Source organism: Bacteroides sp. BFG-606 (assembly GCF_024788145.1).
In the GTDB taxonomy this organism is placed as follows: Bacteria; Bacteroidota; Bacteroidia; order Bacteroidales; family Bacteroidaceae; genus Bacteroides; species Bacteroides vicugnae.
The window spans coordinates 1011385-1024805 of the sequence record NZ_JANUIL010000001.1 but is presented as its reverse complement, the minus strand read 5'-3'; the positions used below and the strand labels follow the sequence as shown (position 1 = coordinate 1024805).

Annotated in this window: 9 protein-coding genes; 8 read left to right on the top strand and 1 reads right to left on the bottom strand. The window is 40.6% G+C overall.

The window, feature by feature from the left end:
- Nucleotides 1-9: 9 nt before the first annotated feature.
- Genes NXV01_RS03915 through NXV01_RS03880 form a run of 8 tightly spaced genes read left to right on the top strand, consistent with a single transcriptional unit; the run spans nt 10 to nt 10996 of the window.
- Nucleotides 10-1533 carry a RagB/SusD family nutrient uptake outer membrane protein gene (locus NXV01_RS03915; RefSeq protein WP_259021758.1) on the top strand — a complete coding sequence of 508 codons (1524 nt, stop codon included), beginning with the start codon at nt 10-12 and terminating at the stop codon, nt 1531-1533.
- 27 nt (nt 1534-1560) lie between these two features.
- Entirely contained in the window at nt 1561-2517 is a 957-nt protein-coding gene (locus NXV01_RS03910) for a hypothetical protein (protein WP_259021757.1), read from the top strand.
- 4 nt (nt 2518-2521) lie between these two features.
- Entirely contained in the window at nt 2522-3994 is a 1473-nt protein-coding gene (locus NXV01_RS03905) for a cellulase family glycosylhydrolase (protein WP_009001216.1), read from the top strand.
- Between the two features lie 2 nt (nt 3995-3996).
- Complete coding sequence (locus NXV01_RS03900; protein ID WP_259021756.1) at nt 3997-5514, top strand: hypothetical protein; 1518 nt, start codon at nt 3997-3999, stop codon at nt 5512-5514.
- 8 nt (nt 5515-5522) lie between these two features.
- Entirely contained in the window at nt 5523-6959 is a 1437-nt protein-coding gene (locus NXV01_RS03895; RefSeq protein WP_259021755.1) for a sialate O-acetylesterase, read from the top strand.
- Nucleotides 6956-8377, top strand: a complete 1422-nt coding sequence (locus NXV01_RS03890; protein ID WP_259021754.1) for an aryl-sulfate sulfotransferase — start codon at nt 6956-6958, stop codon at nt 8375-8377. The genes NXV01_RS03895 and NXV01_RS03890 overlap by 4 nt, the downstream gene beginning before the upstream one ends.
- 7 nt (nt 8378-8384) lie before the next feature.
- Nucleotides 8385-9404, top strand: a complete 1020-nt coding sequence (locus NXV01_RS03885; RefSeq protein WP_259021753.1) for a glycosidase — start codon at nt 8385-8387, stop codon at nt 9402-9404.
- Nucleotides 9401-10996 carry a sodium:solute symporter gene (locus NXV01_RS03880; protein ID WP_259021752.1) on the top strand — a complete coding sequence of 532 codons (1596 nt, stop codon included), beginning with the start codon at nt 9401-9403 and terminating at the stop codon, nt 10994-10996. The genes NXV01_RS03885 and NXV01_RS03880 overlap by 4 nt, the downstream gene beginning before the upstream one ends.
- Nucleotides 10997-11094: 98 nt before the next feature.
- On the opposite strand, the gene rnr is transcribed toward NXV01_RS03880, so the two are convergent.
- Nucleotides 11095-13251, bottom strand: coding sequence for a ribonuclease R (rnr, locus tag NXV01_RS03875; protein ID WP_259021751.1), 2157 nt, complete (start codon nt 13249-13251; stop codon nt 11095-11097).
- Nucleotides 13252-13421: the final 170 nt, after the last annotated feature.

Genomic DNA, 13421 nt, shown 5'->3' with positions numbered 1-13421 from the left:
TCTAGCATTATGAGAACTAAAATACTATCTATATTTCTATGGAGCACTCTGATGGTCGGAGTTGTGTCCTGCGATTTAAGTGAATCGCCTTACGGATTTTATTCAGAAAAGAATTTTTATAAAACTCCTGAAGATGCAGAGTCTGCATTAATGTATGCTTATAATGCACTTACCTTTCTGGAGTATTCACGGGGAATATATTATATCGGCGAAGCTGCTTCTGAAACAGTCAGTTTGAAATCTGGTGAAGATGCCAATAACCCTGGTGCGCAGGCTTTAGATGAGTGGAAAATATCAGATAATGCCAATAATCAGACTTTACAGATATATTTCAAGTATTGTTATATTGCCATTAATCGGGCTAATGCCGTGATATATAACGTGGAACAGAGCGAACTGCCGAAAGAAGTTAAAGACAGAATACTTGGAGAAGCTTATTTCTTGCGTGCATATAATCACTTTAATTTGGTGAAGGTATTCGGTCTGGTTCCTATGCAGAAAGAGATGGTACAGACTGTGAGCGGTACAACTCCTTCCATGGCTAAATCGATGGATGATATATATAATTTTATGCTGGAAGATTTGAAGCAGGCAGAATCATTACTGGATTATACTCAAAAGACTGGACGTGCCAATAGAGCGGCAGCTCAAGGATTGATGGCTAAACTTTATTTGACCGCTGCTTCATCCAAGGAAAGCGGAGTAGCCAACTATACGGAAATGGCTGCTTCGGTGGAAGATTTGTATGCGAATGCAGCCACTTGTGCAAAGAATGTATTGGATGCTTCGCAAAGAGGTGAGTGCAGTTTTGGACTCTCGGAGAATTTGGCGGATATATATGATGTAAACAAGCCTGACGGACCGGAACATGTCTTTATTATGTCAATGGATCGTACAGGTCTTAATGAGGGTAATTATTCTAAGATAGGAATGCTTTTCCTGCCATATAATAATGGAGGCAACTTTTATGTGAAAGCAGGCTCCTCTCTTTATCCTTCCCACTACGGGTTTGAGGTGTTCCCTACCAATATGGCATTTTATCGTACCTACGATGAAACTGATAAGCGTCGTACAGACCTGATTAATACCGAGATTTATAATGCTGACGGTTCGGTATATGCCACTTCGGCTTATCCGTATACTTTGAAATATACTGACCCTGATCAAGTGACGGGTAATACTGGTGATAAGTCAAGTGTAAAACCTTACTTGCTTCGTTTTTCGGATATTGCTTTGATGTATGTAGAGGCTAAGGGAAGTGATGATGGGGCCTGGTTACAAAGAATTCGTGCGCGTGCTGGACTGGGTAATATTCCGACTCCTGCATCGGTGTCTGAATTCCGTGATATGGTTGTCCGGGAACGTGCGTGGGAGCTTGCTTTTGAGGGGAATCGCCTGTATGATTTACGACGGAAGGCAATGGTGACTAAAGTGGATCCTAATGCGAAGAGTGCAGGTATTACAGAAGCAGAAGCCGCATTCTATCCTATACCTCAACGAGAAGTGGATTTAAATCCTAATTTACGTAATTGATTCGTTTAATTTTAATGGAGTAATCATATGAAAGTACTACAATATATATATTGGCTTATTGTTTCCGCTTTTTTGCTGGGAGCTTGCCAGGTCAATCCATTGGATGAGGTGGAAGAAGGTGACTGGAATAAAGAGAGAAGAATATTGGGATTAACTTTTGAGAATCAGGCGGGAGATGCTACTATCAGCTTAAATGTAGATGATCCTACAAAAGGTACGGTTGAAGTGACAATTGTGAATCCAGACTTTTCACAGGCAATCAAAATTAAAAAGATGGAAGTTTCTTATAAAGCTTCTTCTTCTGTCAATTCCGGCGATGCGTTGAATTTCGATCCTGTCAGCCATTCTGCAACAATAATTGTAACGGCTGTGTCTGGCGAGAAGCGGGAGTATACAGTTCGGGTAACTCCATTGGTAGAATCACTTGTTGGAAAATGGGAGATTCACGAATTGGATGTATTTGGAGGAACAGGTCCCTATTATGGAGGTGTTGACTTTGTGAATCTGTCATCTGATCCATCTTGGTGGAATGAGCAGATCGGAGTGAAAACAGAGCTTGATAATACGCTTGAATTTACTTTTGAGGGAATTACCGAAAACGGACAGACGTATGGAACTTGCATCCATGATGCAGGTGCGGATGGTAAATTTGCCGATTTTATTTGGGCCGGAGGTTTGCCGGATGGACAAACTGTGATTGATGTGAATTATAATTATAGGAAAGTACCACAGGGTACAAGCCATTGGGTGCGTGACTATACTACGGAAACCGTAACGTTTACAAAAGGTGATAAAACGTATGTTGCCAGTTTGGTGAACAGTGGGGATATTGTGTATTGGGGTAAGACTCTTACCATACAGGATAGTGCTTTGAAATTTGGCAATCTGAAATCGGCTGGTGATTGGGGACCAATTTACTCTGCTTATGATAAGATAGTCTATGCTCCTTGGGATTTCTATGTTCAAATCAGAAAAAAACAATGATTTTATGAAAGTTCTGTTACAAATATTATTTCTGTTGTTTTGTATCGGCTGTCAGAAGCCGGTACAAAATGCCGAAGTGATTTTCAGGATAAACAAAGATAGTATTATCAGCACTTCTTATTTAGGTAATGGGGTACAATGGGACCCTTACCAGTTGGATTATGGAAATGGGCGTGTTACCATTTCCGAGTCAGACTGGAATAAACTTTATGCACGTCTTGATCACATGCGTCCCCAGTTTATCCGGATGATGGTGTATACTACAGATTATCTGAAGAATGGGAAACTAGATGAGATGTATGATTTCGATCAGGTCAGTAAAATTCTTACCTATTGCCAGGAACGGGGTATTACTGTGATGATGGGTGACTGGGGAGGTAGAATGGTGGATCCGGTAACTAACCGGATTGATACTTTCATGCTTTCTAATGCAGCACGTTATGCAGATTTTCTGGTCAACCGTAAAGGATATGATTGCATCAAATACTATAATATGATAAATGAACCGAATGGTGACTGGTCCTCTAATCAGGCCAATTATGATCTTTGGGCACGGGCTATTCGTTATTTTGACCGCCGGATGCATGATTACGGACTTGCTGATAAAGTGGGATTGGCCGGGCCGGATGCTGCTATTTGGGATCAATCGGAAGCTTGGTGGATAGACAGTTGTGCTACCCGGTTTAATGAGGCTATTAAACTTTATGATATTCATACGTATCCTCCAAAGTCGACTGTTAATTCTGGGGAGTATTCGAAGATAATTCGTGCTTATAAAGAAAGAGTACCTCAAGGAAGTCAAATTATTATGGGGGAGATTGGATTGAAATTTTTAAAAACAGATACTTTATTAGAAAAGGAGAATAACGAACGTATTTCCAAAGTTCCACACGCTTCGCGTGAGGACTCGCAGATGTTTGTCTATGATCATTTCTATGGGATCGATATGGCAGATGCGTTGTTTCAGACTATGAATGAAGGATTTTCCGGAGCCTTGATTTGGATGTTGGATGATGCTATGCACTCTAAGACAGAGGAAGGACCTGACAAATTGAAAATATGGGGATTCTGGAATATTTTGGGTGAAGAATATTTTGGAGGCGCTAAGGAAGAAGAGGTTCGTCCTTCATATTATGCCTGGTCGCTTTTGTCTAAATATATACCGAAAGGAAGTACTGTTTATGCGGTAGAGACGGGAGAAGATAAAGGAGTTCGTGCCGTTGCAGTAGAGCATAAAGGAAAATATACTATTGGAGTAGTTAATGTTTCCGGTCAAGAGAGAACTGTTTTATTCAAGAGTAACTCATTGCCTGTCTTGGAAGATATTCGTCAGTACAATTATATTGAGAATGAAATATTGAAGGAGGGTGATTGTAAGCAGTTACCGAATGTTACCGGAATAAAGCTAAATCTGGAAAAAGGTTTATTTCTTGAACTACCGACAGATGGATTAGTGGTTTATACAAATATGGAATAGGTATGAAGAATATAATAAAAGGATTGATATGTTTGGCTCTGTTTTTAACCGGTTGTGGTAAAGACAATGGAGGTGATACTCCTCCGGTTCCGGAACCGGATGTGAATACATTGTTGGTAACCCAAAAAGTATTAACGAATTCTTATTTGGGGAATGGGCCTCAATGGGGTGGGTATGATATTGTAAATGCATGGACAGGAAATGCTACCCTATCTGAACAGGATTGGAATACGCTCTTCAAGAGAGTCTCTTTTATGCGTCCTTCCTTAATTAGGATAATGGTGTCTCAGGGGTGGAACTACATGAATGGTGAAGTATACAGTCCGGAAAAAAGTGACCCGGTTCTGGGTAAGATATTGTCTTATTGTCAGGAGAAAGGCATTACGGTGCAGTTGGGTGAATGGGGACATGTAGGCGGTTCTGGTATTGATGCGACATGGGTGGATCATGCAACTGATTTTCTTTCTTATTTGGTTAAAGAGAAGGGGTTTACTTGCATCAAGTATTACACAATAGTCAATGAACCTAATGGAGACTGGTCTTCTACTGTAGGAAGTTATCCATTATGGAAGAATATAATTCAGCAGTTTTATAGAAAAATGAACGAAAAGCAACTCACAGATAAAGTTAGAATCATGGGACCGGATGTTGCTATCTGGAGCATTGCAGAGACTTCTTGGGTTGTGAATACGCGCAACGAACTGGCTGAAGAGGTAAAGGCATTTGATATACATGCTTATCCTAATAATGACGATGTGCATACAACTTCTTTTTTACAGTTATTGAAAGCTTATAAGGCAGCTTCTAATCTTGATGCTCCTATCATTATGGGGGAATTGGGATTTAAATATTCAGCAACCTCCTCGTTAGGTAAAGCCAATGCCAGCCGTATCAAGGCCGATCCATTTGCTGCGGATGACTCACAAATGCATGTATATGATGCTTTCTACGGAATAGATATGGCGGATGCGACGATTCAGGTAATGCTGGCAGGCTTTGGCGGAGTGACTTATTGGGATTTGGATGATGCTATGTATAATGATGACGGGAGTTCTTCTTCAACCAAGTTGAAACGATGGGGATTTTGGAATATTCTGGGAAGTGAGAAATTCCATAATCCGGATGATGAAAAGATACGTCCGTGGTTCTATACCACCTCTTTACTTTGTCGTTATTTTCCATCGGGGAGTACGATTTATGACGTGACATTACCTAACCCTGTGAAATCTGGTCTGCGTGCTATTGCGGGAATGAGGAATGGGAAAGTAACTATTGCTATTGTGAACTCCAGTACTAATGATTATTTATTCAATCTAGGCATGGAGAATGGAGCACTATTACAAGGAATAAAAACCTATAAATATCAATCTCAACAAGGCGCTCACTTTATTGGTACAGTGGATGCAGATGGTTTTGCTTCTCCTGTAGATGCAGGTGAAACAATCGATCTTAGTGGTGGAAAACTAAGAGAGATTAATTTGCCAGCGCAATCTTTTATGTTACTCACTAATATGGAGTAAGAATAAGTATGAGACGTATTTGTACATTCATAATGATATTGTGTAGCAGTTACCTGTTCTTGCAGGCTCAAGATCATTTGAGGTTTGCTTCTACTTTTACTGATAATCTAGTATTACAGCAAAAGAGCCGGGTCAAGATATGGGGATATGCTCCTCCCCGGAGTACTCTTCAGGTGCTTGCTTCTTGGAGTGGGAAAGAGAGGACTGTAAAGGCAGATACTTGCGGAAAATGGATGATAGAATTGTCAACTCCCGTTGGGAGCTACCAGACATATAACCTTTCTATTGCTAACACTGAACAGACTGTAGTATTGAAAAATATTTGTGTCGGAGAGGTTTGGTTTTGTTCGGGGCAGAGCAATATGGAAATGATTATGAGAAATGATCCTCAATGGCGGTTGTATGTTGATAATGCAAACGAGGAAATTGCTGTTGCTGATTATCCGGGAATTCGTTTTATGACTGTTCAACGTAATGAGAGTTTTACTGCATTAGATGAGGTCTTAACCGAAGGATGGCAGGTCTGTAGCCCACAGACTGTAGGAGGATTGTCTGCTGTGGGATACTATTTTGCTCGTAAATTACTCTCCAGTTTGGATGTTCCTGTCGGTTTGGTTGTTGATGCTTATGGAGGGAGCCCGATTCAGAGTTGGATTCCTTATGCAGAGACTTTAAAACCTCTTTATAAAGCAGAGCATGAGACCTTACAAGAGGCTGTGGAGAAAGGAAAAGAGAAGCCGGAATACAATATGCTTTCAAGTCTGTATAATGCGATGGTCCATCCATTGATTGATTATAAGATTCGTGGTTGGCTTTGGTATCAGGGTGAAGCTAATGTAGGAGATGCCGGACGGTATATTGCTATGATGAAAGATTTGGTAAGCTCATGGCGTAAAAAATGGAAGGCTAAACTGCCTTTTTATTATGTGCAGATAGCTCCATTTCAATATCCGGGTTATCAAAAGGAGAAGTGGGCTGAACTGGCTGAAGTACAGTCTATGGCATTACAGACGATTTCAAGTTCTGGTATGGTTGTTACGGCTGATCTGGGTGATTCAACTAATATTCATCCCGGGAAAAAGAAACCAGTAGGAGAACGATTGGCTTTGATTGCTTTATCTGATACTTATGATCAAAAGATAAAGAGCCAGTCTCCTTCTTTGAAGCGGTTAACTCCGGAACAGGGGAAATTGAGGGCGGAGTTTGATTTTGCTTATCATGGACTCCGATTGGAGGGAGTTCATCATGAGTTTGAGATTTCTTCAGATGGAATGACGTATTACAAGGCAATAGTAGAGATTAAAGGTAGTTGCGTATGGCTGTCTTCTCCTGAAGTTCCTTCTCCTCGCTATGTGCGTTATGGATGGAGAGATGCGTGTGTCTCTACTCTTTATAATTCGGAAAATCTACCATTAGGACCTTTTAAAGCATCTGTTGATATATGAGAATAGTAGGACTCTTATTAATTGTCGGATTTTTACTTTCTGCCTGTCAGTCGGAAGAGGGGGACAAGCAGATGGGGGAGTCAGATAATGAACTTATCGATATTGTCAAGATTCAGGATGATCCGGATAATGTATTAAGGATAGATGTTGAGGTTACGATGGAGGAGTCTGCTACATTGAAGTTGGTGTATTGGAAGGATGGAAATGAATCTGTCAAAAGGGAACTTGTTTTTGATGATCAAAAGCAGTCGTGGGCTACTAAATTAATTCTTTTGGAAGAGCAAACGAAATATTGGTTGAAGGTGTATGCAAGTAATCAAGACGGAATGGTAGAAGAATCAAAGCCGTATCAGTTTATAACCAAAGCATTACCGGATGGACTAATGAAGTTCACTAATTTAATGCCTGATTATACGTATACTTTCAATGGATATATCCATGTTGGCGATAAGCAGCAGGGTACTTTGTATTTAATTAATGCTGAAGGAAAAGTGGTCTGGTATCAACCTACGGATGATTTGTCGGTGATTTGTTCCGGATTTGATCCGAAGACGAAAACCTTTCAAGCAATTCTGGGCTTTAATCCGAATGAAAGTTTTACAGGAGAATATATTTATGTAGTTGATTTATACGGAAATGTGAAGCTGAAAAAATATTATGCTCATTTGGATAATCCTTATTTTCATCATGATATACAGATGCTTGATAATGGAGCTCTAGTGGTCGTGAACCAAATAAGACAGTCTTTTGATTTAACCCGTTGGGGTGGCTCTTCCAACGAGATGGTGACAGGGGACGGGTTCTCTATTCTTGATTTTTCGGGAAATACGAAGTGGACATGGTCGGCGTTTGACTTCATATCTCCGGAAGACGACCCGGATATAATGGGGGATAGAGGGGAATTTCAATACACTCCGAGAGAAGACTGGTTACATGCAAATACCGCTTATCCTTGTCCGGATGGAGATTTTCTTGTTTCATTCAATCGTATCAGGCAAGTTTGGAAAGTGGATGGACGTACAGGGGAAGTCATTTATAAGCTTGGGAGAAATGGTGATGTACACTTGACCAATCCTGAAGATTTTTCGGATAGACAACATGCCGCTTCTTTGACTCCGGACGGAGATGTGATGATTTATGATAATGGTTATACAAATAAACGTTCAAGAGTCATGGCTTATCGCATTAACGAAATAACAAAACAAGCAGAAGTGACGATGAGGATTGTATTACCCAAAGAAGACTTCTCTGTTAATCAGTCTAGTGCTTATTGTATGGATAATGACCGTATTCTATTTGGTTCTGTAGTACCGAAGACTATTGGAGTGATTGATAAGAATGGAAATTTGATGTGGCATTATAAAACGAACCGGCCCTTTTATCGTGCCTTGTATATTGATTTTAAATTATTAAAATAAAGTAAAGATGAAACTAACAAAATCAACTTTTAACCCTATTTTGTCTCCTAATCCAACGAATCATTGGGAGAATTTGGTTGTATGCAATCCTGGTGTTTGGTATGAGAACGGTAAGTTTTATATGTTATACAGAGCAGCGGGTGATGATAAAGAACACATTATTCGTTTCGGACTGGCTGTCAGTGAGGATGGTTTTCATTTTGAGCGTGTGTCTGATGAGCCGGCATTTGGTCCTTCTGTTGATGGAGAAGATGCAGGGTGTGTGGAAGATGCTCGCGTAGTGAAGTTTGATGATTATTATTATGTGACTTATGCTTTTCGTCCTTGTGCTCCCGGGCAATATTGGAAATTTGCGCATGATGAGGTCATTGTCCGTGATTTCGGAGAAAATGCGCCTTATTTCTTAAAACGTAATATGGCTAATACGGCATTGGCTATGACGAAGGATTTCAAGAAATGGATTCGATTGGGACGTATCACACAATCAAATTTAGATGATCGTGATGTTATTCTTTTCCCAGAGAAAATTAATGGAAAATATGCAATGTTACATCGTCCTAAGGAATGGATTGGCCCACAGTATGGTCCAAAACATCCGGCTATCTGGTTACGTTATTCAGATGATTTGTTAGTTTGGAATGAGCCCAGTCATTTACTGATTGAAGGAGTCGATGGTGGTTGGGAGGAAAAAATAGGTGGAAGCACTCCTCCTTTAAAAACGGATAAAGGGTGGCTCGTTCTTTATCATGGGGTTGAAAATGGCGGTTGCGGTTATTACAGAGTAGGAGCAATGATGCTTGATCTGAATGATCCGACTAAGGTTTTGGGACGTACTAAAGAATGGATTCTGGAACCGGAGTTTTCTTATGAGATAGATGGTTTCTATAAAGGGTGTGTATTCCCTACTGGTAACGTTATTGTTGGTGATACTCTTTATGTATACTATGGTGGTGCTGATAAATATGTCGGTGTGGCTACTGCGAACGTAGATGAGCTGGTAACTTTCATTTTAACTCAGAAAGTATGAACTGGACTAATACATTAACAATCACCGACTTGGTTATCATAGTTTTGTATTTCGTATTCATAGTCTATGCGGGATTACGCTACAGGAAAACGAGTGATTCGGAGTCTTATTTTTTGGCCGGGCGAAGTATGACTTGGCCGGTCATCGGGTTTTCAATGTTTGCAGCCAGTATATCAAGTTCTACTTTAATAGGGCAGGCCGGAGATGCCTATTCTACCGGGATTGCCGTATTTAATTACAACTTGATGTCGATCTTTGTAATGATTATCTTTGCATGGTTTTTTCTTCCTTTTTATATTAAATCGAGGATATTTACTTTGCCGGAATTTCTGGAACGCAGGTTTGATGTACGTTCGCGCTATTATTTCTCTGGTATCACTATTTTAATTAATATATTCTTAGATGCAGCCGGTTCGCTTTATGCAGCAGCATTGGTTATGAAACTGGTTTTTCCAGAGGTCAGTTTAACCACATTAGCTGTTATTTTTGCGGTAATAGTTGCTATTTATACTATTCCGGGTGGATTGTCTGCTGCTATCCGGGTGGATTTGATACAGGGTATTATTTTGACAATCGGAGCTATTGCCTTAACATGGACTCTGGCGGAAAAGGGAGGTGCGGCATACGTTGCCGAACAGTTTAATCAAGGAGTTATGATGAAATTGGTTCGCCCGTTAGATGATCCTTCTGTTCCTTGGTTGGGAATGATCTTGGGTATTCCTATACTGGGATTTTTCTTTTGGGGAAATAACCAGCAACTGGTACAACGTGCATTGACAGCAAAGAGCATTGATGAAGGTCGAAAGGGAGTATTATTGGTAGGATTGTTAACCCTGATAACCTTGTTTATTATTATAATTCCAGGTGTTATGGCGCAAAAGTTTTTTCCGGGACTGGAGAAGCCGGACATGGTATATCCTTCTTTGGTTATTGAAATGATGCCTGTCGGTATGGTTGGTTTTTTATTAGCTGCGTTAGTTGCCGCTCTGACTTCTTCTATCAGTGGTTTATTGAATTCTGTAGCAACTCTCTTTACGATGGACTTCTATTTAAAAATGAAGAAGAATGTTTCTTCGAAAGAACAGGTGCTTGTTGGAAGAATTGTTTCTGCTGTTGTGTTGATTATAGCAGTGGCCTGGGCTCCACAGATTGGGGAAAAATTTGGTTCTTTACTTAAGTATTATCAGGAAATGTTGTCCATGTTGGCTCCTCCTATTGTTTCTGTTTTCTTTCTAGGTATTTTTTGGAAGCGGGCTACTTCACAAGGAGCATTTTATGGTCTGATAGGTGGAGCACTTTTGGGAATGACTAATTTAGTTTTCAAGATTTATTTCGGATATTCTATTTTCGGAGATATCCATTTCTTGTTGACTGTACCGATTTATCTGGCATGGAGTATGTTGATAATGTTAGTAATCAGCTATTTGACTCCTGCTCCTGATTATAAAATAGTGAAGCCTTATATATGGACGAAAGCTGATTTTGATGAAGAAACAGTTGCTTTGCAGAAACTTCCGTTTTATAAGAATTATCGTAAGCTATCCTATATGTTGATAGCGCTTTGCTTAATTGTATTGTTAGTTTTTGCATAATTAAAATAAAAAGAACTCGATGTACGAGAAAAGTAAACAGACCTCTCCCACATCGAGTTCTTTTTAATATATTAGGGATAGAAACCGAGTCTTTGATTTTATTTCTCTATTAATTCAAAATCCAACTGTTTCTTTTCCAGATTAGCGCGGGCTACACGAACGGTGATGGCATCTCCCAAACTATAGATCTTGTTTTTGCGACGTCCGCGAAGACAATAATTCTTTTCATCGAATTCATAATAATCGTCATCCAGATCACGGACAGGAACCAGACCTTCGCATTTGTTCTCGTTCAGTTCTACGTAGAGCCCCCATTCGGTGACACCGGAGATAACGCCGTCGTAAATCTGTCCCAGACGTTCGCTCATGAATTCCACTTGTTTGTATTTGATGGAAGCGCGTTCAGCGTTGGCTGCAATTTGTTCCATGTTCGAACTGTGGTCGCATAGGTCTTCGTATTTAGCTTCGGATACACTGCGCCCTCCGTCCATATACTTCGTTACCAGACGGTGTACCATCATGTCCGGGAAACGGCGGATGGGTGAAGTAAAGTGGGTGTAATATTCGAATGCCAGTCCGTAGTGACCGATGTTGTGAGTCGAATAACGGGCTTTTTGCATGGCACGGATAGATACGGTCTCAATCAGGTTTTCCTCTTTCTTTCCGTGTATGTCGTCCAGCAGGTGGTTGATGGATTTTGAAATATCCGTTTTCGTTCCGCTTGTACGTACTTTGTAGCCGAAGCGGGCGATGAATTGTGACAGATTCTCCAGTTTCTCCGGATCGGGAAGGTCGTGGATACGGTAAGGAAGCACTTTAGGCTTTTTATTTTTAGGAACTCTACCGACGAACTCAGCCACTGTTCTGTTGGCAAGCAACATGAATTCTTCCACCAGTTTGTTGGCGTCTTTCGATTCTTTGAAATAAACGCTGATCGGTTTTCCTTTCTCGTCAATTTCAAACTTCACCTCGTAGCGGTCGAAGTTGATGGCTCCTGCTGCGAAACGTTTCTCACGAAGTGCTTTGGCAATGGTATCCAGTGTGAGTACTTCTTCTTTGTAGTCTCCTTCTTTGGTTTCAATAATCTGCTGTGCCTCTTCGTAAGTGAAACGGCGGTCGGAATTGATGACTGTATGTACGATGCGTGAATTTCTGACTTCTCCCTTTTCAGTAATATCAAAGATGACGGAGAAAGCAAGTTTTTCTTCATTCGGACGGAGTGAACAGATGAAGTTACACAACCGTTCGGGAAGCATCGGGATGGTACGGTCTACCAGATAAACGGAGGTTGCCCGCTTCTCTGCTTCTTTGTCGATGATTCCTCCTTCTTTCACGTAATGTGTCACGTCGGCGATGTGCACACCTACTTCCCATAATCCGTCTTTCAGCTTACGGATAGAAAGCGCATCGTCAAAGTCCTTGGCGTCTTTCGGGTCGATGGTGAAAGTGGTGGTCTTGCGGAAATCTTCGCGTTTGGCTATTTCTTCTGCTGAAATCTCGGCAGGAATCTTGTCTGCGGCTGTTTCCACAGCTTTCGGATATACGTATGGCAAGCCGAATTCTGCAAGAATAGCGTGCATTTCCGTAGTGTTATCACCGGCTTGGCCTAATATATCTATCACTTGTCCGATAGGATTCTTTGCTTTGTCCGGCCATTCGGTTACTTTCACGATGGCTTTATCGCCGGTCTTTCCACCTTTCAGTTTGTCTTTCGGGATAAAGATGTCATTGGCAAGTGTACGGTTTTCCGTCACTAGGAATGCATATGATTTAGCTACTTCCAGTGTGCCGACGAAAGTGTCGTTAGCACGTTCCAGTATTTCTATTACTTCGCCCTCGGCATCTTTGTTCTTGCGTTTGGCATAGAAGGTGATCTTTACTTTGTCATTGTTCATGGCATGTGCCGAGTTACGTTCGGCCACAAATATTGGTTCACCTCCTCCTTCGGGGATAAATGAGTTTTTGCCATTGCTTTTCCGTTGGAAAGTGCCTACCATCTCCGTTCCATGATTGGTGAGGCGGAATTTTCCTTTTTCTATTTCGGAAATATAATCGTCAGCTAAAAGGTCATGTAGTATATCGACGCATAGCATTTTCTGCGGATGGGTGGTGAGACGCAATTCCGAGAAAATATATTTCATACTCAAGGTTTCGTTCGGTTTGGCATGGAAAAAGTCTATCAATAATGCTGCCAGCTCTTTCTTACTCATTCTTTTGCCGGCCTTTTTCTCTTTCTTTTCTTTCTTTTTTGCCATAATATGTGGAATTTATTAGTAGTTCAATCATTGATGAGATACAAAGTAAACAAATTTTTGGTTAGTTTGTTGCCAAGGTCTGTTTATTTTTTGATTTGCTTTTCTGTGAAGCATTAAGTTAATAAAGAAATATTGCTTGATTATTCATAAACAAAAAAAGAGGTATGTCA

Coding starts and splice junctions, on each gene's coding strand:
- NXV01_RS03915 (WP_259021758.1), top strand. CDS start 10: ATGAGAACTAAAATACTATCTATATTTCTATGGAGCACTCTGATGGTC.
- NXV01_RS03910 (WP_259021757.1), top strand. CDS start 1,561: ATGAAAGTACTACAATATATATATTGGCTTATTGTTTCCGCTTTTTTG.
- NXV01_RS03905 (WP_009001216.1), top strand. CDS start 2,522: ATGAAAGTTCTGTTACAAATATTATTTCTGTTGTTTTGTATCGGCTGT.
- NXV01_RS03900 (WP_259021756.1), top strand. CDS start 3,997: ATGAAGAATATAATAAAAGGATTGATATGTTTGGCTCTGTTTTTAACC.
- NXV01_RS03895 (WP_259021755.1), top strand. CDS start 5,523: ATGAGACGTATTTGTACATTCATAATGATATTGTGTAGCAGTTACCTG.
- NXV01_RS03890 (WP_259021754.1), top strand. CDS start 6,956: ATGAGAATAGTAGGACTCTTATTAATTGTCGGATTTTTACTTTCTGCC.
- NXV01_RS03885 (WP_259021753.1), top strand. CDS start 8,385: ATGAAACTAACAAAATCAACTTTTAACCCTATTTTGTCTCCTAATCCA.
- NXV01_RS03880 (WP_259021752.1), top strand. CDS start 9,401: ATGAACTGGACTAATACATTAACAATCACCGACTTGGTTATCATAGTT.
- rnr (WP_259021751.1), bottom strand. CDS start 13,251: ATGGCAAAAAAGAAAGAAAAGAAAGAGAAAAAGGCCGGCAAAAGAATG.